Here is a 24721-nt window from a genome sequence, read left to right as displayed (position 1 = left end):
GTAGGAAGGCCGCCTGTCACCGACCCCGAGAGTTCCGCATGCTGATCGCCTTCTCCGCCTGGCCCGAGATCGACGCCCGTCTCAAGTCCACGAAGACCGTCGTGGTGCCGATCGGATCGAACGAGCAACATGGCCCCACCGGCCTGCTCGGCACCGACTGGATGTGCCCGGAGATTATCGCCCACGCCGCCGAGAAGGCCGACGACAGCCTGATCGTCGCTCCGACCTTCAATATCGGCATGGCCCAGCACCATCTGGCGTTCGCGGGCACCATCAGCTTGCGACCCTCGACCTTCATGGCGGCGATCACCGACTGGGTCAGCTCGCTCAGCCGCCACGGCTTCGAGCGGATCTATCTCCTGAACGGCCACGGCGGGAATGTCTCGACCATCGAGGCGACGTTCTCTGAGCTCTACGCGGAATGGAGCTGCGCCGAGGAGCCCTGCCCCTACGTGCTGAAGCTCCGAAACTGGTGGGACCTGCCGGGCGTGAACGGCCTGTGCAATTCGATCTTTCCGACCGGCCACGGCATGCACGCCACGCCGTCCGAGATCGCGGTGACGCAGGCCGCCTATCCGGACCGGATCAAGACCGCCGAGTATTCGCCCAAGATCGCGCCCAGCGGCCCGATCCGGGACGCGCTCGATTACCGCGCCCGCTTCCCGGACGGCCGCATCGGCTCCGACCCCGCCCAGGCCAGCCCCGAGAAGGGCCAGCGGATCATCGACGCGGCCGTGACCGCCCTGCTGAAGGACGTGGCCGACTTCTCGGCCGAGGTCTTGCCGGGCTGACGAAACGGGCGCAGGGCTGGGGCATGACGAAGACGACGAAAGTGGGCCGCGCGACGCGCAAGGTGACCGCGACGGCTGAAGGGGCCGCCACCCATGCCGCGAACGGCGCCGACATGATGCGGGCGGCGTCCGAGGTCATCGCCGCGCGCATAACCATCCTCGCCGACGGCCTGGCCGATCCGATGAAGGCCGATATCCGCGAAATGTCGCTGATGGGCACCGAGAAGCTGGAGGCGATGGGGGCGTCCGCCACGGCTTTGGCCGGGGCCATGGGCGACCTGACCGCCCGCGTCTCGGCCTCGGCGATGGAGGAGATGGGTCATGCCGCCAGCGCCGCCTCCGCCATGGCAGCCGCAAAGACCCCGCAGGCCGCCTTGTTGGCTCAGATGTCCTGGGCCATGGGCTGGTGGAGCCGCGCCTCGAGCCAGGCGCTGAGTGTCAACGCCGAACTGCTGAAGGCCCAGTCCGAGGCCCTGAAACCCATCCACGCCGCTGCGACGGCAAATGCCCGGCGTTTGAGGAAATAGCCTAGGCCGTCCGGATCAGCCCGCCCTCGGCCTTCACCGGCCACGGCGTCAGCTTTCCACCCGCGCAAGGGCCGCCCACGCAGGCACCGGTCAAGGGCTCGAACACCGCCCCGTGCCAGCCGCACAAGATCTGACTTCCGTCCGGGGTCAGGTAGCGGTCCAGCTCCACCGCGATGGAAAATCCCGCATGGGGACAGCGATCGAGCCATCCCGCTATCTCGCCGTCCTGGCGCACGACAAAACCGTGGAAATAGGCCTCGCCGATCTGGAGCACGAAGCCGCGCGCGCCGGGCTCGGCGATGTCGTCCAGCGCGCACAGCGCAACGCCGGGCGGCGTGGTCCAGACGCGCTTGCGCTCGGTCGGGGCGGACCCGCTCATCCCTGCTCGGACTTCAGCGGGCGAGACAGGAGCGCTTCGATCAGGCCGTCGACGGTGGTTTCGCCGGCCAGCAGCGCGGCCACACCCTCGCAAATCGGCATCTCCACTCCGGCCCGAGCCGCGAGTTCGCGCATGGCCGGCGCACTCTCATAGCCCTCGGCGATCGAGCGCTTGCCTGCCAACGCCTGCTCTACCGTCTGGCCCTGACCGAGCGCGAGGCCAAGGCTCATGTTCCGGGATTGTGGGCTGGAACAGGTCAGGACGAGGTCGCCGAGGCCGCACAGACCCGCGACCGTCTGCGGCTCAGCGCCCAGCGCCACACCCAACCGCGTCATTTCGGCGAAGCCTCGCGTGATGAGGGCTGCGTGAGCGCTGCGGCCCAGCCCGCGACCCTCGGACAAGCCACAGGCGATGGCGAGCACATTTTTTACCGCACCTCCCACCTCGGCACCGATCAGATCGGTCGCCAGATAGGGCCGGAACCCCGGCGCCGACAGCGTCCCCATGAGCTCTTCGCCCAGCGCTGCATCCTCGCAGGCCAGAGTCACGGCAGTCGGCAATCCCCGAGACACGTCGGCGGCGAAACTGGGGCCCGAGAGGACGGCGGCCGGCGCGGCAGGGATCGTCTCGGCCAGCACCTGGGTCATGAGCTTCAGCGACCCGCGCTCGATACCCTTGGAGCACAGCAGGATGGGCGCATCGGCCCGGGCATGGGGCGCGAACGCCGTCAGGGTCGCTCGCATGAACTGGGCCGGCGACACGGCCAGGATCAGGTCGCAGTCCGACAGGTCCGCGAAGTCCGGCGTGACCGAGATGCCCGGCTCCAGCTCCACACCCGGCAGGAAGGCCTCGTTGACGCGACGGGCTCGGATGCTCTCGACCACTTCGGGCTCGCGGGCCTGAAGCACCGTCTCCAGACCGGCCCGCGCGCAGACCTGGGCAAGGGCCGTGCCCCAGGCGCCCGCGCCGATCACCCCCGCCTTGCGAAATTCCATCGTTGATTCCTGATGCGGGCTCAGGCCTTGGCCCCCTTGCGCCCCGTCGGATGCACAGGGTCGGCGATCGCACGGGCTTCGTCCAGCGGCCAACGCGGCCGGGCCGGCGCATCTATGTCCGAGACCAGCCCCAGCCTGAGCCGCTCAGCACCGGCCAGCGCGATCATGGCGGCGTTGTCAGTGCAGTACGCCATCGGCGGGGCCACAAAGCTGAACCCGCGCCGGGCCGCCGCTTCTTCCAGCACCCGACGCACGGTCCTGTTGGCCGCGACCCCGCCGGCGACGACGAAGGTCCTGGCGACGTGCCGCTCGGCATAATCCGCCATGGCCCGATCCGACCGCTCGGCCAGCTGGCGTGCGATGGCGTTCTGGACCGCATCGGCCAGGTCGGCGCGGTCCTGCTCTGTCTCCAGCGTCTGGGCGATCCGCGAGGCCGCTGTCTTCAGCCCTGAGAAGGAAAAGTCGCAATCCTTGCGACCCAGCAGCGCCCTCGGCAGGTCGAAACGCGACCCATCGCCTTTCGCCGCCAACCGCTCCAGCGCCGGACCGCCTGGGTAACCTAGCCCCATGGCCTTGGCGATCTTGTCGAAGGCCTCGCCCGCAGCATCGTCGATGGTGGTGCCCAGCCGGCTCATATCGCCGATACCGCGCACCTCCAGCAGCTGGCAGTGCCCGCCCGAGACCAGCAGCAGCAGGAAGGGATAGTCGACCCGCGCGCCCAGCCGCGCCGAGACGGCATGGCCCTCCAGATGGTTGACCGCCACGAACGGCAGGCTCCGCGCCAGAGCAACGGCCTTGCCGAAGCCCAGGCCGACCATGACCCCGCCGACAAGCCCCGGCCCGGCGGTCGCGCCGACGCCATCCAGGTCGCCATAGCCCAGTCCGGCCTCGGACATGGCGCGGGCGGCGACGCCTTCGATCATCTCGACGTGGCTACGCGCCGCGATCTCGGGGACCACGCCGCCATAGGCCTGATGGTCGTCGATCTGGCTGTGGATGATCGAGGACAGCACCTCCGCTCCACCCTGTGGCGACAACCGCACGACCGAGGCCGCGGTCTCGTCGCAGCTCGTCTCTATGCCGAGGATGGTCAGAGGCTGATCCGAAAACGCCTTCCCGGCGGCGGCTTCGCTGCTAAGGTCATCGAAGTTCTGCACCGGCGTCAGGTAACGACCCGGTCCCCCTGACGCAACGGACCCGAATGCCCACCATCCGTATCGGCACCCGCCGCTCCGCCCTCGCCCTGGCCCAATCCGGCATGATGCAGCGGGCCATCGCCGCCGCCATGAGCCTGCCCCTCGAGGAGGTCGTGCTGGTCGAGATCGTCACCACCGGCGACCAGATCCAGGATCGCCGCTTGATGGAGGTCGGCGGCAAGGCCCTGTTCACCAAGGAGATCGAGGAGGCCCTGCTGGACGGTCGCGTCGACATCGCGGTGCATTCGATGAAGGACGTCCCCGCCGAGCAGCCGCCGGGCCTGACCATCGCCGCCATCCCCGAGCGCGAGGACGCGCGCGACGCCTTCATAAGCCGCGACTTCGACACGCTGGAGGCTCTGCCGCACGGCGGTCGTCTCGGCACCGCCTCCCTGCGGCGTCAGGCCCAGGCCCTGACCCTTCGCCCCGACCTGAAGATCGAGATGCTGAGGGGCAATATCGACACCCGGTTGCGTCGCGCGGCCGAGGGCGACTTCGACGCCATCCTGCTGGCCGCGTCCGGCCTGAACCGGCTGGGGCGGGCCGAATCTGTTCGGGGTTATCTGTCGCTCGACGCCTTCCTGCCCGCGCCGGGACAGGGGGCGCTCGCGCTCCAGACCCGCGAGGGCGACACCGATCACGACTGGGTCCGGGCGCTGGACGACCGCGACACCCGGCTCGCCGTCGCCGCCGAGCGCGGGGCCATGACGGCGCTGGAAGGCTCGTGCCGTACGGCCGTCGGTGCCCACGCCACGGTCGCGGGCCAGACCCTGACCCTGACCACCGAGATGCTGGCCCCCGACGGTTCCGCCCGCTGGCGTCGCTCGGGCCAGATCGACCTGACTGGCACGGACGCCGAGGACCGCGCCCGGGCGCTGGGGCTGGAGCTGGGTCAGCAGGTCCACGCGGCGGCGGGAGACCAGAGGGTCGCCGTTTGATCGCCAGGCCATGAAGGTCTGGATCACCCGCGCCCGCCCCGGCGCCGAGGCCACCGCCACCCGGCTGACCGGGCTGGGCTATAGGCCGGTGATCGCCCCCCTGCTGGAAGTGCGCCCCCTGCGGACTGCGGTCGACCTGACCGGCATCGACGCCCTCGTCTTCACCAGCATGAACGCGGTCGCCGTCTTCACGGGCCTGAGCCCGGCACGCGACCGCCCGGTCTTCGCCGTCGGCGACGCCACCGCCGGCGCGGCGATGGAGGCAGGTTTCGTCTCCGTCCGCTCCGCCGATGGTGACCTTTCGGCCCTCGCGGCCGTGATCCGCGAGGAGGCCAAGGGCCTTGCCCTCCTGCACCCCGCCGCCGCGCAACCCGCCGGAGACCTTTCGGTCCTGGTGGGCGAAGTGGCGCATGTCCAGACCCTTTGCGTCTATGAAACGGTCGAGACCATCGCGCGCCCGCCGGAGGGATGGGACGCTGTTCTCATCCACAGTCCCCGCGCCGGCAGGGTCCTGGCAGATCTCGCACCCGACGCTATGGGCCGGCTGGCCTGCGCCATCTCCGAAGCCGCCGCCGCGCCTCTGTCTCAGCTGCCCTTCAGGGAGGTCCGCGTCGCCGCCGCCCCCACCGAGGACGCCCTGCTCGCGGCCCTTGGCAAGCCGGGGCCTGCCGTATAAAGAGCCGCTTCCGTCGCCGGGCACATTGCGCCCCGCTGGCAGGCCGCTTTAGCTCAGCTGGTAGAGCATCGCATTCGTAATGCGGGGGTCAGGTGTTCGAGTCACCTAAGCGGCACCATTTCATACAGCCAATCCGAACCAGGCGACCCGACGCCGCCGCCGTTCACGCGCCTGCGTGAAGCCTCACTTGATCGCATAAAGATATCTTTATATGTCTGCGCGCTGTGACGCGCGTCCGCGCGAGCCATCGGAGCCAGACCTTGTCCCGTTCGTCCTTCCTCTTCACCTCGGAAAGCGTGTCCGAGGGCCATCCCGACAAGGTCGCGGACCGCATCTCCGACACCGTCGTCGATCTGTTCCTGGCCAAGGATCCCTATGCGCGGGTGGCGTGCGAGACACTGACGACCACGAACCTGGTGGTGCTGGCGGGCGAAATCCGCGGTCAGGGCATCTGGAACTCCGAGAAGGACACCTGGGAGCCGGGCATCGAGGCCGAGATCGAGGCGGCGGTGCGCGCGGCCGTGAAGGACATCGGCTACGAGCAGGACCAGTTTCACTGGAACACGTTTGAGTTCATCAACCGCCTGCATGGCCAGTCGGCCGACATCGCGGTCGGCGTGGACGCCTCTGGTAACAAGGACGAGGGCGCGGGGGATCAGGGCATCATGTTCGGCTATGCCTCGAACGAGACGCCCGAGCTGATGCCGGCGACGCTGCAGTACAGCCACAACATCCTCAAGCGCCTCGCCGAGGTGCGTCACGCCGGCGGCACCCTTCTGGAGCCGGACGCCAAGAGCCAGGTCACCATCCAGTACGAGGACGGAAAGCCGGTCCGCGCCACGTCGATCGTGCTGTCGACCCAGCACGCCAAGGGCAAAGCTGCTGAGGTCGCCGCCTTCGTCAAGCCCTACATCCTGGAGGTCCTGCCCGAAGGCTTCACCGACGAGAACACCGTCTGGCACATCAATCCGACCGGCATCTTCGAGATCGGCGGGCCGGACGGCGACACCGGGCTGACGGGCCGCAAGATCATCGTCGACACCTACGGCGGGGCCTCGCCCCACGGCGGCGGAGCCTTCTCGGGCAAGGATCCGACCAAGGTGGACCGTTCGGCGGCCTATGCTTGTCGCTACCTGGCCAAGAACGTGGTGGCGGCCGGTCTGGCGGATCGTTGCACCATCCAGATCAGCTACGCCATCGGCGTGGCCAAGCCCCAGTCGATCCATATCGACCTGCATGGCACCGGCAAGAACGGCGCGACAGAGGCCAAGCTGGAAGCCGGCATCCTGGACCTGATCGGGGGGGCCACCCCCCGCGCCATCCGCGAGCACCTGGGCCTGAACAAGCCGATCTATGCCCGCACGGCCGCCTATGGCCACTTTGGCCGCGAGCCGGACGCCGACGGCGGCTTCGGCTGGGAGAAGATCGATCTGGTGGATCAGCTGAAGGCGCTGGTCTGAAGGTTCTAGGTTATAGGGTCTAGGGACTAGGGTTTTGCAGGCCACCTTTTGGCCGGGCTCATGGCCACGCCCCTAGAACCTAGCCCCTAGAACCTCGAACCTTCTGATGCCCCACCCCCCCCTCCGATCCTTCGGCCGCATCAAGTCGCGGCCGATCAAGCCGCGTCAGGCGGCGCTGTTCGACACCCTGATGCCAACGGTGCGCCTGCCCGTTCCGACCGAGGGCCGGATCGACGCCGCGGCCCTGATGCCCGGCGCAGCAGAGGTCTGGCTGGAGATCGGCTTCGGCGGCGGCGAGCATCTGGCGGCGCAGGCGGCGCGCCATCCGCAGGCTCTGATGATCGGCTGCGAGCCGTTCCTGAACGGCGTGGCCTCGGCGCTCAGGCATGTCGAGGAAGGCGACCTCAAGAACGTGCGGCTGCATGACGACGACGCCCGGGCCGTGGTCGCGGCCCTGCCCGACGCCAGTCTGGACCGGGTCATGATCCTGTTCCCGGACCCCTGGCACAAGGCGCGGCACAACAAGCGTCGCCTGATCCAGCCGGAATTCGCGACCGAGCTGGCGCGGGTGCTGAAGCCCGGTGGGCGCCTGCGGTTCGTCACGGACTGGAAGGACTACGCCGGCTGGGCGCTGGAGCGGCTGATCGCGACGCCGGGGCTGGTCTGGTTGGCGGATGAGAAGGCAGACTGGACGGTGGCTCCAGAGGACCATGTCGTCACCCGCTACGAGGAAAAGCGGCTGGGCGACACCGATCCGATCTTCCTGGAGTTCGAACGGCGGTAGGACCGAACGGCAAATCGCGCTCAAGCAGCGAGGCTCCGCGAGCCGAGCGTTAGCGCGTCGCGAAGCGACACAGGCATCTAGGCCTGCCGGAAGCCGAGGACGTCCTGCATGTCATAGAGTCCCGGACGGCGGTTCCGGACCCAGGCGGCTGCAGCCACGGCGCCACGGGCGAAGAGGCTGCGGTCGATGGCGGAGTGGCTGAGCGTGACGACTTCGTCTTCTGAGGCGAAGAGCACGGTGTGCTCGCCGACGATCCCGCCCGCGCGGATGGAGGAGAAGCCGATCTTACCGGTTTGTCGCGCCTCACCGACGCCATCGTAGGGAGCCGTGCGCAGCGCCGACAGGTCATGGCCCCGGCCGGAAGCGGCGGCCTCGCCCAGCATCAGGGCGGTGCCGGAGGGGGCGTCGACCTTCTTGCGGTGATGGGCCTCGGTGATCTCGATGTCCCAGTCCCGCGCATCGAGCCTCTGGGCGGCGTGCTCGACCAGGCCGATCAGGATGTTGACACCCAGCGAGAAGTTGCCGCTGCGGACAATGGCGATGCGTTCGGCGGCTTTCAGGATATCCGCGTCCTGCTCGGGCGAGAAACCGGTCGAGCCGATGACGAGAGCGGGACCGCCGCGCTCGGCGCAGGCCTGCGCGAGGGCCACAGAGGCCTCGGCCGTCGAAAAATCGATGACCACGTCGCACAGCGAAAGGTCAGGCGTCTCGCCCCAGTCGAAGCGGGCAGCGACCATGACGTCGCCGCGCGCGTCCAGAACCTGGCTGACGGCCCGACCCATGCGACCGCGCGCGCCCGAGATGCCGACGTGGAAGATGTCGCTCAAGTCCGAGGCCCCCCGGCCCTGCTGGCCCTCACTGGGCGCTTTCACGGCGGGGCTCGTCGGCCCCCAGGATGTCGGCCCAGAATCGCTTGGCCTTGCCGGCGAAGGAGGAGTTTCGAGGGCTCTGGTCCTCGCCGAAGGAGGCGGCCAGTTCTTGCATCAGCTCCTTCTGGCGCGGCGTCAGGTCGGTCGGGGTCTCGACGAACAGCTCGACCACCAGATCGCCGCGCTGGCGGCCATTCAGGTGGGGCATGCCCTTGCCACGGATGCGGACCGTCTTGCCGGTCTGGGCACCGGCCGGGACGCTGACCGGGGCCTTGCACTGACCGTCACAGGCCTCGGACACGAGGCAGGGGGCCTCGATCTCGCCGCCCAGGGCGGCGACGGTCATGGGCACGGGGACGGTGACGAGCAGATCCAGGTTGTCCCGTTCGAACAGGTCGTGGGGCTGGACCGACAGGAAGACATAAAGGTCACCGCGCGGCCCGCCGCGTTGGCCGGCGTCGCCCTCGCCCGACAGGCGGATGCGCGAGCCGTCGTCGACGCCCGCCGGCACCTTCAAGGCGAGCTTCCGGTTCTTTCTGACCTGGCCGTGGCCGTGACAGGTGGTGCAGACATCGGCCTGGGCCAGACGCTGTCCGGCCCCGCCACAGGACGGACAGGTCCGCTCCATCTGGAAGAAGCCGTTGGCCTGGCGGATGCGGCCCGCGCCGTTGCAGGTGCCGCAGGTCGAGGGCTTGGCCCCCGGCTTGGCGCCCGACCCCGTGCAGGTCTCGCACGTGACCGTGGTAGGCACAGCGATCTCGACCTCGGCACCCTGATAGGCCTGCTCGAGGGTGATCTCGAGGTCGAAGCGCAGGTCAGAGCCGCGACGCGGGCCCGTCGACTGGCGCCGCCCGCCGAAGACGTCTCCGAAGGCGTCGCCGAAAACCTGGGCGAAGATGTCGTTGACGTCGTGAAAGCCCTGCTGGCCGCCGAATCCGCCGCCCTGTCCGTTGACACCCGCGTGGCCAAAGCGGTCGTAGGCGGCGCGCTTCTGATCGTCGGACAGGACCGAATAGGCCTCCGAGATCTCCTTGAACCTGGCCATGGATTCTTCGGAGCCGCCGTTGCGGTCCGGATGATGCTCCATCGCCAGCTTGCGATAGGCGGATTTCAGGCCAGCGGCATCGACCCCCCGGTCGACCCCCAGCACATCATAGTAATCCCGCGCCATGCGCCGATGTCCTTAATGCCCAACCCCTGACGATCCGTTGCCGCCTGTGACGGGCGACTGCCGGATGGCCGACGCCCGAGACATGGGCGTTGGGGCAGATGATGCAAGTTGATCCTCCCACGGAGCGCAGCGAACGGGGGAGGGGGACCGCGAAGCGGTGGAGGGGGCAACCACGCATACCGCGTCTGGGGCCGCCCACTCCACCAGCCTCCGGCTGATCCCCCTCCCCCGCTGCGCGGGGGAGGATTGTCGTTACGCGCTCTTCTTCTGGTCTTCGTCCGAGACTTCCTCGAACTCGGCGTCGACCACGCCGTCGTCGGCCGGGGCGTCGTTGGAGCCGCCGGATTGGGCCGCGTACATGGCCTCGCCCAGCTTCATCGAGGCCTGGACCAGGGTGTTGGTCTTGGCCCGGATATCCTCCGGATCGGTCCCGTCACGGGCGGCCTTGAGCTCGGCCAGGCCGGTCTCGATGGCGGTCTTTTCGGCCTCGCCGACCTTTTCGCCGTGTTCGGCCAGAGCCTTCTCGGTCGAGTGGATCAGGCTGTCGGCCGCGTTCTGGGCCTCGACCAGGTCCTTCTTGGCCTTGTCGGCCGCGGCATTGGCCTCGGCTTCCTTGACCATCTTCTCGATGTCGGCGTCCGACAGGCCGCCGTTGGCCTGGATGCGGATTGACTGTTCCTTGTTGGTCGCCTTGTCCTTGGCCGAGACGTTGACGATGCCGTTGGCGTCGATGTCGAAGGCGACCTCGATCTGGGGCAGGCCGCGCGGTGCCGGCGGAATGCCCATCAGGTCGAACTGGCCGAGCAGCTTGTTGTCGGCCGCCATCGGACGCTCGCCCTGGAAGACGCGGATCGTCACAGCCGACTGGTTGTCGTCGGCGGTCGAGAAGACCTGGGACTTCTTGGTCGGGATGGTCGTGTTGCGCTCGATCAGGGGGGTGAAGACGCCGCCGAGCGTTTCGATGCCGAGCGTGAGCGGGGTCACGTCCAGCAGCAGCACGTCTTTGACGTCGCCCTGCAGCACGCCGGCCTGGACCGCGGCGCCCAGCGCCACGACCTCATCGGGGTTCACGCCCTTGTGCGGCTCCTTGCCGAAGAAGGCCTTCACGGCCTCCTGCACCTTGGGCATGCGGGTCATGCCGCCGACCAGAACGACCTCGTCGATGTCCGAGGCCTTGAGACCCGCGTCCTTCAACGCCTTCTGGCAGGGCTCGATGGTGCGCTGGACCAGATCATCGACCAGGGCCTCCAGCTTGGCGCGCGACAGCTTGATGTTCAGGTGCAGCGGGCCCGACGCGTTCATGGTGATGAACGGCAGATTGACCTCATACTGGGTCGTGGAGCTGAGCTCCTTCTTGGCCTTCTCGGCTTCCTCGCGCAGACGCTGGAGCGCCAGCTTGTCGTTCCTCAGATCGACGCCCTGCTCCTTCTTGAACTCGTCGGCCAGATAGTCGGCCAGACGGACGTCGAAGTCCTCGCCGCCCAGGAAGGTGTCGCCGTTGGTCGATTTCACCTCGAACACGCCGTCGCCGATCTCCAGGATCGAGACGTCGAAGGTGCCGCCGCCGAGATCATAGACCGCGATCTTCTGGCCGTCGTTCTTCTCAAGGCCGTAGGCGAGGGCGGCGGCGGTCGGCTCGTTGATGATGCGCAGGACTTCCAGCCCCGCGATCTTGCCCGCGTCCTTGGTCGCCTGACGCTGGCTGTCGTTGAAGTAGGCCGGCACCGTGATGACGGCCTGGGTGACCTTCTCGCCCAGATAGGCCTCGGCGGCCTCCTTCATCTTCATCAGGGTGTAGGCGCTGATCTGCTGGGGCGAGTAGTCCTTGCCGTGGGCGCGCACCCAGGCGTCGCCGTTCGGGCCCTTGACGATCTCATAGGGCACCATGCCCTTGTCCTTCGCCACGATCGGATCGTCGAAGTTGCGGCCGATCAGGCGCTTGATGGCGAAGAAGGTGTTGGCCGGGTTGGTCACCGCCTGGCGCTTGGCCGGCTGGCCGACCAGGGTCTCGCCGCTTTCCTGAATAGCGACGACCGACGGGGTCGTGCGGTTGCCCTCGGCGTTCTCGATGACCTTGGGGTTCTTGCCGTCCATCACGGCGACGCACGAGTTGGTGGTGCCGAGGTCGATACCGATGATCTTGGCCATGAGCCTGTCTTTTCTCCGTCTGGCGGGCGATGCGGCGGCCTTATCGTAAAGCGCCGCGCGTGACCGCCCCCGTTTTGTTTGCGCCGGGACCGCGAGGGCGCGGCGACCGGCAGGTTGGGTTCGATTATCCGGGAAACCCCACGATCAGCGGGGTCTTCCGGGCTGTGCGGCATATGGGAAAGTCCCGATCCGCCGCAAGGGCTTGGCGTCGAATCAGGCCCGGTCAGGAGCGGTCAGTGGCGATCCGGGCGGCCCTGGGGCACAATATCCCCGTCTGCGATCCGTCCGGCCGCGAAGGTTGCCCTGTCATGTCCCTGATTTCGCGCCGTTTCCTGAGCCTGGCTCTGGCGTTCTCCCTCCTTGGGGCGGGATGGGCCGGGGCGACTTCCAGTCCAGCGGACCCCAAGGCAGCTCCCGGGACGATCACGCGTATCGCCGCGATGCAATCGCGCGATGCCAACAACAGGAACGTCAGGGTCCACAACCAGACCGGTCTGGCGATCGTTGCCCTGCAGGCGTCCTCCGGCTCGGGCTGGACGGGCAATCTGCTGGGTTCGAGCGGTCTGGCGGCCGGCCGCAGCGTCGTGGTGGCCATAGACGACGGCACGGGGGCCTGCCGCTATGCGGTGCGCGCCCGTTTCGACACCGGCGAAACGCTGGAGCGCGGCGGGATCAACAGCTGCCAGATCGCGGACTATTACTTCACGAGGTAGGCCCGGCTAGCGCTCGCGACGCGGTCACTCGCTACTTGAGCCGGATGACGCAGGTCGGGGTCGCGCTATCGCCCGCGACGCGGTCGCTCGCTACTTGAGCCGGATGACTCCCTTTCCTGATCTGCCGGGATTTCTGTACTGGCCGGGCCGCCTCGACGCCGCCGCCCAGGCCACGCTGCTCGCCGACGTGGAGGCGGCGATGATCGATGCCCCGCCGTATCGACCGGTCACGCCGGGCGGTCGCCCATTCTCGGTGCGGATGACCAACCTCGGGTCATGGGGTTGGGTATCCGATCGCGCCGGATATCGCTACCAGCCGACCCACCCGGAAAACGCGCGACCATGGCCGCCGATGCCCACGTCGCTTCTGGCCTTATGGGCAGAGGTGACCGGTGCGCCGCCGCCGGACGCCTGTCTGGTGAACCACTACGACCCTGACGCCCGGATGGGGCTGCATCAGGACCGGGACGAGGCCGACCTGACCCAGCCGGTGCTGTCGATCTCGCTCGGCGACACCGCCGTGTTCCGCATAGGCCCGGCCGACGGCGGATCCACCCGCACTCTGAAACTGGCGTCGGGCGATGTCTGCGCCCTGACCGGACCGGCGCGGCTGGCGCGCCACGGGATCGACCGCATCCTCGGCGGATCATCGTCGCTGATCCCTGGCGGGGGCCGGATCAATCTGACGCTCAGGCGCGCGGCCTGAACGGGCGGGTCAGGCCTTGCCGTCGAAGGCCGCGCCGTTGGCACCCGCCGCCGCGCCATAGGGGTTCTGGCTCTGCGCCCGAGGGCCCGATCCCTTGGCGGCGACCACGACCATGGCCGGCCGGACGGTCCGGCCGAACAGCTCATAGCCCGCCTGCATGGTCTGGATGACCGTTCCGCCGGGCACCTCGGTCGAGGGCTGTTCCATCATGGCCTGATGCAGGTGGGGATCGAAGGCCTCTCCCAGCCCCGGCGCCACGCGCTTCAGCCCGTTGGCCTCGAAGGCCTGAAGCAGAGACTTCTGCGTCAGCTCCAGCCCGGTGATCAGCCCGGCCGCCTGGCTGTCGGCGTCCTTCGGCGCGGCCTGAAGCGCGCGCTCCAGATTGTCGGCCACGCCCAGCAGGTCCCTGGCGAAACGCTGGATGGCGTAGGCGCGGGCGTCGTTCATCTGGGTCTCGGCGCGCCGGCGGGTGTTGTCGGCGTCGGCGGCGGCGCGCAGGGCGCGGTCCTTCCACTGGTCGCGCTCGGCGATCAGGGCGTCTACCGTCGACAGGTCGTCGCCGCCCTGTCCGTCCAGCGCGGCCTCGGCCTGGGCCAGGGCCTCGTCCAGCGCGGAGGGCTCGGTCGCGTCGGGATTGTGCGTATCGGTCACGTCTCTTGTCCGTCCAGGATGCGCCCCAGCACCCGGGCGGTGTAGTCCACCAACGGGATGATGCGGGCATAGTTCAGTCGCGCGGGTCCGATCACGCCGATGGCGCCCAGAACCCGCTGGCGGCCCGTCATATAGGGCGCCGCGACGACAGCGGAACCCGAAAGCGAAAACAGCCGCGTCTCCGCCCCGATGAAGATGCGCACCCCTTGCGCCGTCGTGACCCCGTCGAGCAGGCCGATCAGCTGCTCCTTCTGCTCCAGATCGTCGAACAGGACCCGCACCCGCTCCAGATCCTCGACCGCGCCGGCGTCCGCGAGCAGATTGGCCCGGCCGCGCACGATCAGGGAGCGGTCGCGGTCGCCCCCGCCGGACCAGGCGGCCAGCCCCTCCTCGACCAGACGGGCGGCGGCGGCGTCCAGTTCCTTGCGGGCCGCGTCCAGTTCGCCGCGCATCTCCTGACGGGCCTCCGACAGCGGGCGCCCTTTCAGCCGGGCGTTCAGGAAGTTCGACGCCTCCTGCAGGGTCGACGGCGTGACCCCGGCCGCCAGCGTCATCAGCCGGTTCTCGACCGTGCCGTCGTCGGCGACCAGCACAGCCAGCGCCTGGCCCGAGCCGAGCGCCACGAACTCCACATGCTTGACGCCGGCGTCCCGCACCGGGCTGGCGACGATGCCGGCCCCGCCCGCCAGGCCGCTGAGCAGGGCCGAGGCCTCGTTCAACGCCTCGTCGAAGCCGCGCCCGCGCCCGGCCAGACGCGCGTCGATCTCGCGCCGCTCGTCGGCCCCGATGTCGCCGATCTCCAGCAGGCCGTCCACGAACAGGCGCAGACCCGCGTGCGTGGGGATGCGTCCCGCCGAGGTGTGGGGCGCGGCCAGCAGCCCGGCCAGCGTCAGGTCCTGCATGGTGTTGCGGATCGAGGCGGGCGACAGGGCCACGCCGCCGCGAGAAACCGTGCGCGAACCGACGGGTTCGCCCGTTTCCAGATAGGTCTCGACAATGCTGCGGAAGATGTCGCGGGCCCGCTGGTCCAGCGCGGGCAGGCCGGGCGAGGGATTGAGGAAGGTCATGCGCGCGCCTCCCAAACAGCACGGGTCAGACGGTGCACGAGACAGTCGTCCTCATCGAACATCCGCCGGCCCTCGGGGACGAAGCCCAGCCTCTGGTAGAAGCGGATGGCGGCGGTGTTGGACGCGAGCGGATCGATGACGATGGCCTCCACGCCCGGCTCGGCGAAGCACCGGTCGATCATCTGGGTCATCATGGATGTGCCGACCCCGCGACCCAACCATTCGGCCGGTCCGATCCAGATGTCGATGGCCCTCAAATTGGGCTCGATCTCGCCCCAGTAGTGGCTGGGCTCGGTATGGGGATCGCAGACGGCCATGACGCCGACCGGTTGGCCCTCGACCTCGGCGATGACGTAGGTGAGTTCATAGGCGGAGTTGGTCAGCTCGTCGGTCCAGTCGATGCCGTCGAAAGCGACCTCGGCCAAGGGATCATCGCTCGAACAGGCGATGACGTGCGGTTCCAGGTCCCAGGCGGCCAGGGTGGCGGCGTCGGCGACGGTCGCGGGTCTCAGGGTCACCGCCGACGCTGCGGGCGGGCTCGCCTGACGTTCGGGGGCATACAGGCTCATGGTTTCAGGATAAGCGGTGCGGCCCGTTCCGCAACGCCCTCGAGACCCCGATCATGCGACCCTCCGACCGCACCCCCGACCAGCTCCGCGCCGTGACGCTGGAGACCGGAGTCAACCGCTACGCCGAGGGCTCATGCCTGGTCTCGTTCGGCCACACCAAGGTGCTGGTCACAGCTTCCGTCGAGGAGAATGTGCCCGGCTGGATGCGCGGCAAGGGCTCGGGCTGGGTCACGGCCGAATACGGCATGCTGCCCCGCGCCACCCACACGCGCGGCCGGCGCGAAGCCGCCGCCGGCAAGCAGTCGGGCCGGACGCAGGAGATCCAGCGCCTGATCGGCCGCAGCTTGCGCGCCGTCATCGACCTGAAGGCGCTCGGCGAGCGTCAGGTGCTGGTGGACTGCGACGTGATCCAGGCCGACGGCGGCACCCGCACGGCCTCCATCACCGGGGCCTGGGTCGCGGTGGCCTCGGCCTTGGGATACCTGAAGACCGAGGGCGTGCTGAAGGTCGATCCGGTGCTGGACCAGGTCGCGGCCATCTCGTGCGGCGTCTTCGCCGACACGCCGGTGCTGGACCTCGACTACGAGGAGGACAGCCAGGCCGAGGCCGACGGCAACTTCGTCCTGACGGGCTCCGGCTCCATTGTGGAAATTCAGGCGACCGGCGAGAAGCGCGGCTTCTCCCGCCCCGAGTTCGACCGCCTGTTCGAGCTGGCGGAGCTGGGCTGTGGCCACCTGTTCACGCTCCAGCGCGAGGCCGTCGAGGCCGCACTCGCCCAACGGGCGTAGGCGGCTAGGCATCCAGGCCGAAGCGAGGCATCGTCCGGGTCCCGACCGCCCGGAGAGCTAGCCATGCCTCGCGTTCGCCTGTCCCTCGCCCTGATTGCCGCCCTGTCGCTCGCCGCCTGCGGCTCCGAGCCCGCCGAGCCGACCGAGGCCCCGGCGACGGAAGCCGCCCCCGTCGCCGCGCCGCCCGCCATGATGCCCGACGACGCCCCGCCCCAGGAGGAAGCGCCCGGCGAGGTCGAGACGGCCTCCGCGACGCCCGCCAACTGCCGCGAGGAGATCGGCGAGGCCGCCTCCGCCCGGCTGGTCGCCCGCTGCATCGCCGTCAGCCCGGCGACCCGGCCGCCGTGCAATGCGTTGAACGCCTGCGAGATGATCCAGGGCGAGATCGACCGGTCGTGCGCTCAGTATGGCGAGAGCGAGCAGAAACCGACGGAGTGCGCGGCGTAGGCTGACGTGCTCTCTCCCTCCCCCGCTGGGGGAGGGAGAAAAGCAAAGGCCCCGCTGTTTCCAGCGAGGCCTTCTTCATCTCAGCGATGACTCGGGAACTTAGTCCCGGCGACGCCGGCCACGATCGCCGCCGCCACGACCGCCGCCGTCGCCGTCGCGCTTGGGACGGCCGCCGGTGTCTTCCGACAGGGGGGGCTCGCCGCGTTCGGCGCGCTCGGCGTTGATCTTGTCGGTGATGTCCTCGCCGGTCGCCTGATCGACCACCTTCATCGACAGCTTGGTCTTGCCGCGATCGTCGAAGCCCAGGAACTTGACCTTGACCTCCTGGCCTTCGGACAGGACGTCGGCCGGGTTGGCGACGCGTTCCAGGCTGATCTGGCTGACGTGCACCAGGCCGTCCTTGGCCCCGAAGAAGTTCACGAAGGCGCCGAAGTCGACGACCTTCACGACCTTGCCGGAGTAGATCATGCCGGGCTCGGGCTCGGACACGATGGAACTGATCCAGTTCTTGGCGGCGTCGATCTTCTCCTGCTCGGAGGCGGCGATCTTCACCGAGCCGTCGTCCTCGATGTTGATCTTGGCGCCGGTCTTTTCGACGATCTCGCGGATGATCTTGCCGCCCGTGCCGATGATGTCGCGGATCTTGTCGACCGGGACCTTGATGGTCTCGATCTTGGGCGCGAACTCACCCAGCTCGGTGCGGGCGCCGTCGATGGCCTTGTCCATCTCGTCGAGGATGTGCAGGCGGCCGGCCGACGCCTGGGCGATGGCCTTTCGCATGATCTCCTCGGTGATGCCGGCGACCTTGATGTCCATCTGCAGCGAGGTGATGCCGTCACGGGTGCCGGCGACCTTGAAGTCCATGTCGCCGAGGTGATCCTCGTCGCCCAGGATGTCCGACAGGATGGCGAACTCGCCCGACGGCTCCAGGATCAGGCCCATGGCGATGCCCGAGACCGGCTTCTTCAGCGGCACACCGGCGTCCATCAGGGCCAGCGACGATCCGCAGACCGTGGCCATGGAGGACGAGCCGTTCGACTCGGTGATCTCCGACACCAGGCGGATGGTGTAGGGGAACTCGTCATGGCTGGGCAGCATCGGACGGATTGCCCGCCAGGCCAGCTTGCCGTGACCGATTTCCCGACGCCCCGCACCGCCCATCCGGCCGGTCTCGCCGACCGAATAGGGAGGGAAGTTGTAGTGCAGGAGGAACTTCTCCTTGTACGTCCCGGTCAGGGCGTCGATGTACTGCTCGTCGTCGCCGGTGCCGAGCGTGGCGACCACGATGGCCTGGGTTTCACCCCGGGTGAACAGGGCCGAACCGTGGGTGCGCGGGAAGACGCCGACTTCCGAGACGATCGGACGGACCTTGTCGAGCGCGCGGCCGTCGACGCGGTGGCCGTTCTCGATGATGTCGCGACGCAGGACCTCGGCCTCGCACTCCTTGAAGGCGGCGCCGAACTTGGCCGGCTCGACGCCGTCCGGGTTCTCGTCGGTCTTCACCAGGGCCTCGGCGGCCTTCTTCTTGGCGGCGCCGACGGCGTTGTGACGCTCGTGCTTGGTGACGTGGGTGTAGGCGGCCTTGATGTCCTCGCCGACCAGTTTCTTGATCGCGGCGACGACGTCGGAGTGGTCCTCGGCCTGGAAGTCGAAGGGCTCCTTGGCGGCGTGCTCGGCCAGTTCGATGATGGCCTCGATCACCGGCTGCATGCCGCGATGGGCGAACATCAGGGCGTCCAGGAAGGTGTCTTCCGACAGTTCTTTGGCCTCGGATTCGACCATCATCAGGGCGTCGGCGGTGCCGGCGACGACCAGATCCAGATCCGACTCGGTCAGCTGGTCGATGGTCGGGTTCAGCACCAGCTCGCCGTTGATGTAGCCGACGCGGGCGCCCGCGATCGGGCCCATGAAGGGCACGCCCGAGAGGGTCAGGGCGGCGGAGGTCGCGACCATGGCGACGACGTCGGGGTCGTTCTCCAGGTCGTGCTGCAGCACGGTGACGACGACCTGGGTCTCGTTCTTGAAGCCCTTGACGAACAGGGGGCGGATCGGACGGTCGATCAGGCGGCTGACCAGGGTTTCCTTCTCGGTCGGACGGCCTTCACGCTTGAAGTAGCCGCCCGGGATCTTGCCCGCGGCGAAGGTCTTTTCCTGATAGTTCACGGTCAGGGGGAAGAAATCCATGCCGGGCTTGGGCGCGCGGCCATACACGACGGTGGCCAGGACCACGGTCTCGCCATAGGTGGCCAGAACCGCGCCATCGGCCTGGCGGGCGATGCGGCCCGTCTCCAGGGTCAGGGGCCGGCCGGCCCAGTCGATCGTCTTGCGTTTGATGTCGAACATAGTCGTTTCGTCTTTCGTGCCCCGCGCGGCGGATTCCGGGCGGGCGTCCCGTCAGGGGGTGGAGCGTCGGGCCTTTCTCGTCCTTCGATCCGTGGACCGGCCGCCCCATGGCGATCGGTCCGGGTGTGATGAGGACTGCTGTGGAGCCCTCGCGTCTTGCACCTTTTCACCGGCGGCGCACCGGTCTTCATATGCGGAAAAAGGCGCGGGCGTGAACCCGCGCCTCGTGATCTGTTCCGCGCAGCCCGCGCTTAGCGGCGCAGGCCCAGCTTGGCGACGAGGGCGCCGTAGCGATCCTTGTCGGTCTTGGCCAGGTGGTCGAGAAGGCGACGACGCTGCGAGACCAGCTTGAGCAGGCCCCGGCGGCTGTGGTTGTCCTTCTTGTGGGTCTTGAAGTGCTCGGTCAGGTTGGCGATGCGTTCCGACAGGATCGCGACCTGGACCTCGGCCGAGCCGGTGTCGCCCGACGAGCGAGCATTGTCCGCAATGACCTCGGCCTTGCGTTCAGCAGTGATCGACATCCGTAGCTTCCTTTCTTGTGGGCTACCGCTCGACGCGCGGCGTCTCGCTGCTTGAGCCCGGGGAAGTGTCCCTTCGGTCCCTTGGGAGGGGTGCGTCAGGACAGGTTGAAAACGCGGTCGGGTTCGAGCCGGCCGGCCCGCAACTGACAGAGTGCGACCAAGGTCTGGCCCTGAAAGGTGGAAACGGTGCGAGACCCGCCAGAAAGGCGGCTCTTCAGGGTTTCGACCTGTCGGGGGAGCAGAACGATCGGCCGTCCCTGCCGAAGCGAGAAGGCGTCCTGGTCCGTCACGGCCAGCTCCGGGATGTCGTCCAGGGCGGTCGAGACGGGCAGCAAGCCCTCAAAGGCGGCGTCCCTATGCACCAGATCGGTCAGGAAATCCAGCGACACGGCGTTTTCGGTCGAGAACGGCCCCACCCGCTCGCGCCGCAGCGCCGAAACATGCCCCTCGGCGCCCAGCGCCAGAGCCAGGTCGCGGGCCAGGGAGCGGACATAAACGCCCTTGCCGGTGCGGATGGTGATCTCGACGTGGTCGGCGTCCGGCGCGTCAGTGACGGCGGCCTCGTGGATGACGACGCGACGGCTCTCCAGCTCGAAGTCGGCACCGTCCCGGGCCAGGTCATAGGCCCGCTGGCCGTCGACCTTGATGGCCGAGAAGCGCGGCGGAGTCTGGTCGATCTCGCCGACGAAGGCCGGCAGCGCGGCCCGGACCGCCTCGACGGAGGGCCGGACGTGGGAGCGGGCGACGATTTCGCCCTCGCGGTCCACGCTGTCGGTCGAAACGCCCCAGTTGATGGTGAAGCGATAGACCTTCTGGGCGTCCATCAGGAACGGCACGGTCTTGGTCGCTTCGCCCAGCGCAATGGGCAGGATGCCCGTCGCCAGGGGATCGAGCGTGCCGGCATGGCCCGCCTTCTGCGCGTCGAACAGGCGGCGCACCTTCGTCACGGCCTCGGTCGAGCCCATCTCCAGCGGCTTGTCGAGACAGACCCAGCCGTGGACGGGATTGCCCTTCTTCCTGCGGCTCATCAGGCGTCGTCGTCTGCGTCGCGGCGTTCCAGATCGGCGCGGACGCGGGGGTCGTCGAACAGGCGGTCGATGCGGCTGGCGGCGTCGAAGCTTTCGTCGTGGCGAAAGCGCAGGTCGGGCGTGAACTTCATGTCGATGTGCCGGCCCAGCTGGCCGCGCAGGAACTTCGCGTGGGCGTTCAGCGCCTTGATGATCGCGTCCTCGTGACCCGCCGTCTCGGCCGCGTCGACGCCGGCGCCCAGCGGTTCGACGAAGCAGGTCGCGTGCTTGAGGTCGGGGCTGAGACGCACCTCGGTCACGGTGATGGAGACGCCGCGCAGGGCCTCGTCGTGGATTTCCTCCTCGCGCAGTACATCGACCAGGGCGTGACGGATCAGTTCGCCGGCGCGCAGCTGGCGTTGGGAGGGGCCTGCGGGGCCGGAAGCGTTTCGGGTGTGTTGCTTGCCCATTTCGGGTCTCCGTGTTCCGCTCGCCGGGGATCGGACCCGGCTCGAAAAGCGAAAGGCGGGCGGTCTAGGCCCCTTGGGCCGCCCTGTCCACCGTGGCGACGACCTCCCCGGCCGTGACGGCGCGCATGGGGCGGATATCCAGACCGGCAGCGTTCAGTACCCGCGCCGTCCAGCTGTTGCAGAGGTAGCCGATCCAGAAGTGCTCGTGGCTGGCGAAGAAGTGCGCGCCCGCGCCCGGACGGGCCGTCGACAGCCGGGCGCGGCCGTCCTGAAGCGCGAGCGACTCTTCCACCCGGCCAGTCATGGCCGCGAAGGCGGCGGGAGACAGGCTCAGCGTCCGCACCTTCTCCGCGGGAAGGCCGCGCACGGGATCGCCCGCGTGCGGGTCCAGCATCACCACCGACGGATTGGCGGGCCGGAAGAAGGCGCGCACGCCGTCCAGCAGGCGGCCCTCCATCGGCGAGGTGTCGGTGAAGAACTTGGCGTCGCCCCAGCCGATCAGGATCCAGTCCCCCGCGCCGACCGACCGCGACGCCTCGGCCAGAGGACCACCTCGCGCCTCCAGCGCCGAGCGCGGCACGGCCAGGTCGGTATGGAAGCCGTTGTTCAGGATGTGGACCACGACCGGCGACCCTTCGCCCAACGCGACCTCGGCGCCCTGCCGCGTCCAGGTCCAGAGCCCGGCGATCAGGCCCAGCAGGCTTGCGATGACGACGCCCCCCAGTCTCATCATCTTGGCCCGCGCATCAGGGCGTCTCGCCGACCGGCGCGCGCGGCGGGGCGCTCCATTCGCCGCGATAGAGGTAGGACAGGGTCACGCAGTGGCGATAGACGCCATCGGGCCAACGGCCGACGCCGTGCATGGCCATCGGCCGGCCGGCCCGCACGCGGCCGAGCACCAGGAAGGTGTTGTCCGCTCCGGGGCACAAGGCACGCGCCAGGCCACGTCCGTCGCCTTCCAGCGGGATGGTGTAGACCGTGGCTTCCGAAACGCCTTCCGGCAGCACGCGCCGCGCCTCGTCCGGGCCGCCCCGCGCGATGGCGGCCGATCCCCGCGCGCTGGTCGACAGGATGCGGCGCACGGATATGGCTCCGAAAAGGCCGCGCTCGACCTCCAGCGTCACGCCACGCGTCAGGGCCCGCGTCACCCGGTCCGCCGGATCGAAGGCCAGCAGGCGCGTATCCGCCACGGCCGGTCCCGCGAGGACAAGTAGGAAGAGACTGACGATCAGGCGACGCATACCCGCACTGATACCGCGATCCGTGGCGGAAGGGAGGCCAAGACCACAGGGCAATACGGCGCTCAAGCAGCGAGCGACCGCGTCGCGAGCGGTAGCGCCACGACAGGCGCTCAAGCAGCGAGGCTCCGCGAGCCGAGCGTTAGCGCCCGGCGCGCAGCGCCAAGCTTACAGGCTCCGCTTCACTTCCTCGACGGTGAAGCACTCGATGTAGTCGCCGACCTTGATGTCCTGGAAGCCCTGGAAGTGCATGCCGCACTCCTGGCCCGACGGGACCTCGTTGACCTCGTCCTTGAAGCGCTTGAGCGTGGCGAGCGTGCCCAGCTCCAGCACCACCACGTCCTCGCGGATGATGCGGACCTTGGCACCCTTGCGCACGACGCCTTCGGTGACGCGGCACCCGGCGATCTTGCCGGTCTTGGAGATGTCGAAGACCTGCAGCACCTGGGCGTTGCCCAGGAAGGTCTCGCGCTGGAGCGGTGCCAGCATGCCCGAGAGCACGCCCTTCATGTCGTCCAGCAGGTCGTAGATGATCGCGTAGTAGCGGATCTCCACGCCCTCGCGGTCGGCGAGGTCGCGGGCCTGTTTCGACGCGCGGACATTGAAGCCCAGGATCGGCGCCCCCGCCGACTTGGCCAGCTGGACGTCCGATTCCGTGATGCCCCCGGCGCCGGAATAGACGACGCGGGCGCGGACCTCGTCGTTGCCCATCTTCTCCAGTGAGCCCGAGATGGCCTCGCCCGAGCCCTGGACGTCGGACTTGATAACGACCGGCAGCTCCGAGATCTTCTTGGAGCCCAGCTTGGACATCATGTCGACCAGCGACACCTGATTGATGCCGCCCGTGGCCTTCTCGCGCTTCTGGCGGGCGCGGAACTCGGTCAGCTCGCGGGCGCGGGCCTCGCTGTCCACGGTGGCGAAGACGTCGCCGGGCGAGGGCGCCTCGTCCAGACCCAGGATCTCGACCGGGACCGAAGGTCCGGCGTCCTTGAGCTGTTCGTTGCGCTCGTTCAGCAGGGCGCGGACCTTGCCCCAGGAGGAGCCGGCCACGACGATGTCGCCGCGCTTCAGGGTACCGCGCTTGACCAGCACGGTAGCGACCGGGCCACGGCCCTTGTCCAGCTTGGCCTCGATGACCACGCCCTCGGCCGAGCGTTCGGGGTCCGCCTTCAGGTCCATGACCTCGGCCTGCAGCAGGATGGCCTCGATCAGACCGTCCAGGTTGGTCCGCGCCTTGGCCGAGACCTCGACGATCTGGGTGTCACCGCCGAGCGCCTCGCCGATGATCTCGTACTGCAGCAGTTCGTTGACGACCTTCTGCGGATCGGCCTCCGGCTTGTCGATCTTGTTGACCGCCACGATGATCGGAGCCCCCGCCGCCTTGGCGTGCGAGATCGACTCGATCGTCTGGGGCATGACACCGTCGTCGGCCGCGACCACCAGCACCACGATGTCGGTGACGTTGGCGCCGCGCGTCCGCATGGCGGAAAACGCCGCGTGGCCCGGCGTGTCGAGGAAGGTGACCGCCTCGCCGTTCGCCGTGCGCACCTGATAGGCACCGATGTGCTGGGTGATGCCGCCGGCCTCGCCCGCCGCCACGTCGGTGGTGCGCAGCGCGTCGAGCAGCGAGGTCTTGCCGTGGTCGACGTGGCCCATGATGGCCACGACCGGCGCGCGCGGCGTGGTCGCCTCGTCGTCGACGGCGTCGGACAGGAAGCCCTCTTCGACGTCGCTTTCCGACACGCGCTTGACCGTCATGCCGTATTCGTCGGCCACCAGTTCGGCGGTGTCGGTGTCGATGACGTCGTTGATCTTCATCATCAGGCCCTGCTTCATCAGGAACTTGATGATGTCGACGCCGCGCACGGCCATCCGGTTGGACAGCTCCTGCACAGTGATGACGTCAGGGATGACGACCTCGCGCGGACGGTTGGGCGCATCGGTCGAGCCACCCTTGCGCTTTTCCTTCTCGCGTTCACGAGCGCGACGGACCGATGCGAGCGAGCGCATGCGCTCGGCGGCGTCCTCGTCTCCTCCGGCCACGGCCTGGATGGTCAGGCGGCCTTCGCGGCGCTTGGGCTCGCCACGCGTGCGGCTGACGGCCTTGCCGGCGTCCGAGAAACGCTTGTCGCGATCGTCCTCGGGCTTGGCGGGACGGCCGAAGCCGGCGCCGGGCGCGCGGCTGGGACGCAGCACGTTGGGCTCGGCCGGAGGCGCGTTCGGGGCCGGACGGCCGCCGGGACCCGTGCGGGGACCGCCGGGGCGCG

26 protein-coding genes and 1 tRNA gene are annotated in these 24721 nt (G+C 68.7%); 11 read left to right on the top strand and 16 right to left on the bottom strand.

The features are described from left to right. The first annotated feature begins 38 nt into the window (after positions 1 to 38). Together IP78_RS12285 and IP78_RS12280 are read left to right on the top strand one after the other, a co-directional pair. Entirely contained in the window at positions 39 to 791 is a 753-nt protein-coding gene (locus IP78_RS12285) for a creatininase family protein (protein WP_054111966.1), read from the top strand. A gap of 23 nt (positions 792 to 814) precedes the next feature. Then, on the top strand, positions 815 to 1318 hold the full coding sequence (locus tag IP78_RS12280; RefSeq protein ID WP_082385035.1) for a phasin family protein: 504 nt from the start codon (positions 815 to 817) through the stop codon (positions 1316 to 1318). A gap of 1 nt (position 1319) precedes the next feature. On the opposite strand, the gene IP78_RS12275 is transcribed toward IP78_RS12280, so the two are convergent. The 3 genes from IP78_RS12275 to tsaD are packed head-to-tail and all read right to left on the bottom strand — an operon-like array spanning position 1320 to position 3786. Further along, the gene (locus IP78_RS12275; RefSeq protein ID WP_054111965.1) at positions 1320 to 1697 is read right to left on the bottom strand and encodes a Rieske (2Fe-2S) protein; all 378 of its coding nucleotides are present in this window, start codon (positions 1695 to 1697) and stop codon (positions 1320 to 1322) included. Then, positions 1694 to 2692 carry an NAD(P)H-dependent glycerol-3-phosphate dehydrogenase gene (locus IP78_RS12270; protein ID WP_054111964.1) on the bottom strand — a complete coding sequence of 333 codons (999 nt, stop codon included), beginning with the start codon at positions 2690 to 2692 and terminating at the stop codon, positions 1694 to 1696. Before IP78_RS12270 ends, IP78_RS12275 begins: the two co-directional genes overlap by 4 nt. A 20-nt stretch (positions 2693 to 2712) precedes the next feature. Next, entirely contained in the window at positions 2713 to 3786 is a 1074-nt protein-coding gene (gene tsaD / locus IP78_RS12265; protein WP_054112016.1) for a tRNA (adenosine(37)-N6)-threonylcarbamoyltransferase complex transferase subunit TsaD, read from the bottom strand. A 107-nt stretch (positions 3787 to 3893) separates the two neighbouring features. Here tsaD and hemC point away from each other — a divergent pair, with 107 nt between their 5' ends. The 5 genes from hemC to trmB all read left to right on the top strand — a co-directional run bounded on the left by hemC (position 3894) and on the right by trmB (position 7746). Then, a complete protein-coding gene (gene hemC, locus IP78_RS12260; RefSeq protein ID WP_054111963.1) occupies positions 3894 to 4826 on the top strand; it encodes a hydroxymethylbilane synthase in 933 nt (310 codons plus the stop codon). Between the two features lie 10 nt (positions 4827 to 4836). Beyond that, positions 4837 to 5502, top strand: a complete 666-nt coding sequence (locus tag IP78_RS12255) for a uroporphyrinogen-III synthase (protein WP_054111962.1) — start codon at positions 4837 to 4839, stop codon at positions 5500 to 5502. A 42-nt stretch (positions 5503 to 5544) separates the two neighbouring features. Next, a tRNA-Thr gene (locus IP78_RS12250) sits at positions 5545 to 5620 on the top strand. A gap of 142 nt (positions 5621 to 5762) precedes the next feature. Continuing rightward, entirely contained in the window at positions 5763 to 6962 is a 1200-nt protein-coding gene (gene metK / locus IP78_RS12245; RefSeq protein WP_054112015.1) for a methionine adenosyltransferase, read from the top strand. A 106-nt stretch (positions 6963 to 7068) separates the two neighbouring features. After that, the gene (gene trmB / locus IP78_RS12240; protein WP_054111961.1) at positions 7069 to 7746 is read left to right on the top strand and encodes a tRNA (guanosine(46)-N7)-methyltransferase TrmB; all 678 of its coding nucleotides are present in this window, start codon (positions 7069 to 7071) and stop codon (positions 7744 to 7746) included. A gap of 77 nt (positions 7747 to 7823) precedes the next feature. Here the strand turns inward: trmB and dapB are convergent, their stop codons facing one another. From dapB to dnaK, 3 genes are all read right to left on the bottom strand, one after another. Continuing rightward, the gene (dapB, locus tag IP78_RS12235; protein WP_054111960.1) at positions 7824 to 8573 is read right to left on the bottom strand and encodes a 4-hydroxy-tetrahydrodipicolinate reductase; all 750 of its coding nucleotides are present in this window, start codon (positions 8571 to 8573) and stop codon (positions 7824 to 7826) included. Positions 8574 to 8601: 28 nt separating this feature from the next. Next, complete coding sequence (dnaJ, locus tag IP78_RS12230; RefSeq protein WP_054111959.1) at positions 8602 to 9786, bottom strand: molecular chaperone DnaJ; 1185 nt, start codon at positions 9784 to 9786, stop codon at positions 8602 to 8604. 252 nt (positions 9787 to 10038) lie between these two features. Then, entirely contained in the window at positions 10039 to 11934 is a 1896-nt protein-coding gene (gene dnaK, locus IP78_RS12225) for a molecular chaperone DnaK (protein ID WP_054111958.1), read from the bottom strand. Between the two features lie 308 nt (positions 11935 to 12242). Between dnaK and IP78_RS12220 the strand changes: the two genes are divergently transcribed. Together IP78_RS12220 and IP78_RS12215 are read left to right on the top strand one after the other, a co-directional pair. Beyond that, positions 12243 to 12647, top strand: coding sequence for a hypothetical protein (locus IP78_RS12220; RefSeq protein WP_054111957.1), 405 nt, complete (start codon positions 12243 to 12245; stop codon positions 12645 to 12647). A 103-nt stretch (positions 12648 to 12750) separates the two neighbouring features. Beyond that, entirely contained in the window at positions 12751 to 13353 is a 603-nt protein-coding gene (locus IP78_RS12215) for an alpha-ketoglutarate-dependent dioxygenase AlkB (protein WP_054111956.1), read from the top strand. 9 nt (positions 13354 to 13362) lie between these two features. Here the strand turns inward: IP78_RS12215 and grpE are convergent, their stop codons facing one another. The 3 genes from grpE to IP78_RS12200 are packed head-to-tail and all read right to left on the bottom strand — an operon-like array spanning position 13363 to position 15640. Further along, on the bottom strand, positions 13363 to 13950 hold the full coding sequence (gene grpE, locus IP78_RS12210; protein WP_255350752.1) for a nucleotide exchange factor GrpE: 588 nt from the start codon (positions 13948 to 13950) through the stop codon (positions 13363 to 13365). 50 nt (positions 13951 to 14000) lie between these two features. After that, positions 14001 to 15071 carry a heat-inducible transcriptional repressor HrcA gene (gene hrcA / locus IP78_RS12205; protein ID WP_054111954.1) on the bottom strand — a complete coding sequence of 357 codons (1071 nt, stop codon included), beginning with the start codon at positions 15069 to 15071 and terminating at the stop codon, positions 14001 to 14003. Then, a complete protein-coding gene (locus tag IP78_RS12200; RefSeq protein ID WP_054111953.1) occupies positions 15068 to 15640 on the bottom strand; it encodes a GNAT family N-acetyltransferase in 573 nt (190 codons plus the stop codon). Before IP78_RS12200 ends, hrcA begins: the two co-directional genes overlap by 4 nt. A gap of 53 nt (positions 15641 to 15693) precedes the next feature. On the opposite strand from IP78_RS12200, the gene rph reads away from it, so the two are divergent. Next, a complete protein-coding gene (gene rph / locus IP78_RS12195; RefSeq protein ID WP_054111952.1) occupies positions 15694 to 16428 on the top strand; it encodes a ribonuclease PH in 735 nt (244 codons plus the stop codon). Positions 16429 to 16491: 63 nt separating this feature from the next. Beyond that, positions 16492 to 16875: a hypothetical protein gene (locus IP78_RS12190; RefSeq protein WP_054111951.1), complete on the top strand. Its 384-nt coding sequence runs from the start codon at positions 16492 to 16494 to the stop codon at positions 16873 to 16875. Positions 16876 to 16974: 99 nt separating this feature from the next. Here the strand turns inward: IP78_RS12190 and pnp are convergent, their stop codons facing one another. From pnp to infB, 7 genes are all read right to left on the bottom strand, one after another. Further along, positions 16975 to 19218: a polyribonucleotide nucleotidyltransferase gene (pnp, locus tag IP78_RS12185; protein WP_054111950.1), complete on the bottom strand. Its 2244-nt coding sequence runs from the start codon at positions 19216 to 19218 to the stop codon at positions 16975 to 16977. Between the two features lie 251 nt (positions 19219 to 19469). Beyond that, on the bottom strand, positions 19470 to 19739 hold the full coding sequence (gene rpsO, locus IP78_RS12180) for a 30S ribosomal protein S15 (protein WP_029417594.1): 270 nt from the start codon (positions 19737 to 19739) through the stop codon (positions 19470 to 19472). Positions 19740 to 19834: 95 nt separating this feature from the next. Further along, positions 19835 to 20767 (bottom strand): tRNA pseudouridine(55) synthase TruB, encoded by a 933-nt coding sequence (gene truB, locus IP78_RS12175; RefSeq protein WP_054111949.1) that lies wholly within the window; start codon positions 20765 to 20767, stop codon positions 19835 to 19837. Then, positions 20767 to 21216 (bottom strand): 30S ribosome-binding factor RbfA, encoded by a 450-nt coding sequence (gene rbfA, locus IP78_RS12170; protein WP_054111948.1) that lies wholly within the window; start codon positions 21214 to 21216, stop codon positions 20767 to 20769. Before rbfA ends, truB begins: the two co-directional genes overlap by 1 nt. A gap of 64 nt (positions 21217 to 21280) precedes the next feature. Then, positions 21281 to 21949 carry a DUF2459 domain-containing protein gene (locus IP78_RS12165; protein ID WP_054111947.1) on the bottom strand — a complete coding sequence of 223 codons (669 nt, stop codon included), beginning with the start codon at positions 21947 to 21949 and terminating at the stop codon, positions 21281 to 21283. Positions 21950 to 21962: 13 nt separating this feature from the next. Beyond that, positions 21963 to 22457, bottom strand: coding sequence for a hypothetical protein (locus tag IP78_RS12160; protein ID WP_054111946.1), 495 nt, complete (start codon positions 22455 to 22457; stop codon positions 21963 to 21965). 165 nt (positions 22458 to 22622) lie between these two features. Beyond that, positions 22623 to 24721, bottom strand: a 2099-nt coding sequence (infB, locus tag IP78_RS12155; protein WP_054111945.1) for a translation initiation factor IF-2, incomplete at its 5' end; no start/stop codon positions are given.

The sequence above is a fragment of the Brevundimonas sp. AAP58 genome (genome assembly GCF_001295975.1).
Classification (GTDB): Bacteria; Pseudomonadota; Alphaproteobacteria; order Caulobacterales; family Caulobacteraceae; genus Brevundimonas.
This window is presented reverse-complemented; position numbering and strand designations above follow the sequence as displayed.

Excerpts from the sequence above, each read along its gene's own strand:
- IP78_RS12280 (WP_082385035.1), top strand. The coding sequence starts at position 815 with ATGACGAAGACGACGAAAGTGGGCCGCGCGACGCGCAAGGTGACCGCG.
- IP78_RS12190 (WP_054111951.1), top strand. The coding sequence starts at position 16,492 with ATGCCTCGCGTTCGCCTGTCCCTCGCCCTGATTGCCGCCCTGTCGCTC.
- IP78_RS12255 (WP_054111962.1), top strand. The coding sequence starts at position 4,837 with ATGAAGGTCTGGATCACCCGCGCCCGCCCCGGCGCCGAGGCCACCGCC.
- IP78_RS12200 (WP_054111953.1), bottom strand. The coding sequence starts at position 15,640 with ATGAGCCTGTATGCCCCCGAACGTCAGGCGAGCCCGCCCGCAGCGTCG.
- IP78_RS12275 (WP_054111965.1), bottom strand. The coding sequence starts at position 1,697 with ATGAGCGGGTCCGCCCCGACCGAGCGCAAGCGCGTCTGGACCACGCCG.
- truB (WP_054111949.1), bottom strand. The coding sequence starts at position 20,767 with ATGAGCCGCAGGAAGAAGGGCAATCCCGTCCACGGCTGGGTCTGTCTC.
- dnaK (WP_054111958.1), bottom strand. The coding sequence starts at position 11,934 with ATGGCCAAGATCATCGGTATCGACCTCGGCACCACCAACTCGTGCGTC.
- rph (WP_054111952.1), top strand. The coding sequence starts at position 15,694 with ATGCGACCCTCCGACCGCACCCCCGACCAGCTCCGCGCCGTGACGCTG.
- rbfA (WP_054111948.1), bottom strand. The coding sequence starts at position 21,216 with ATGGGCAAGCAACACACCCGAAACGCTTCCGGCCCCGCAGGCCCCTCC.
- IP78_RS12270 (WP_054111964.1), bottom strand. The coding sequence starts at position 2,692 with ATGGAATTTCGCAAGGCGGGGGTGATCGGCGCGGGCGCCTGGGGCACG.
- rpsO (WP_029417594.1), bottom strand. The coding sequence starts at position 19,739 with ATGTCGATCACTGCTGAACGCAAGGCCGAGGTCATTGCGGACAATGCT.
- IP78_RS12215 (WP_054111956.1), top strand. The coding sequence starts at position 12,751 with ATGACTCCCTTTCCTGATCTGCCGGGATTTCTGTACTGGCCGGGCCGC.
- IP78_RS12165 (WP_054111947.1), bottom strand. The coding sequence starts at position 21,949 with ATGATGAGACTGGGGGGCGTCGTCATCGCAAGCCTGCTGGGCCTGATC.
- IP78_RS12285 (WP_054111966.1), top strand. The coding sequence starts at position 39 with ATGCTGATCGCCTTCTCCGCCTGGCCCGAGATCGACGCCCGTCTCAAG.
- pnp (WP_054111950.1), bottom strand. The coding sequence starts at position 19,218 with ATGTTCGACATCAAACGCAAGACGATCGACTGGGCCGGCCGGCCCCTG.
- dnaJ (WP_054111959.1), bottom strand. The coding sequence starts at position 9,786 with ATGGCGCGGGATTACTATGATGTGCTGGGGGTCGACCGGGGGGTCGAT.
- trmB (WP_054111961.1), top strand. The coding sequence starts at position 7,069 with ATGCCCCACCCCCCCCTCCGATCCTTCGGCCGCATCAAGTCGCGGCCG.
- IP78_RS12220 (WP_054111957.1), top strand. The coding sequence starts at position 12,243 with ATGTCCCTGATTTCGCGCCGTTTCCTGAGCCTGGCTCTGGCGTTCTCC.
- hrcA (WP_054111954.1), bottom strand. The coding sequence starts at position 15,071 with ATGACCTTCCTCAATCCCTCGCCCGGCCTGCCCGCGCTGGACCAGCGG.
- IP78_RS12160 (WP_054111946.1), bottom strand. The coding sequence starts at position 22,457 with ATGCGTCGCCTGATCGTCAGTCTCTTCCTACTTGTCCTCGCGGGACCG.
- hemC (WP_054111963.1), top strand. The coding sequence starts at position 3,894 with ATGCCCACCATCCGTATCGGCACCCGCCGCTCCGCCCTCGCCCTGGCC.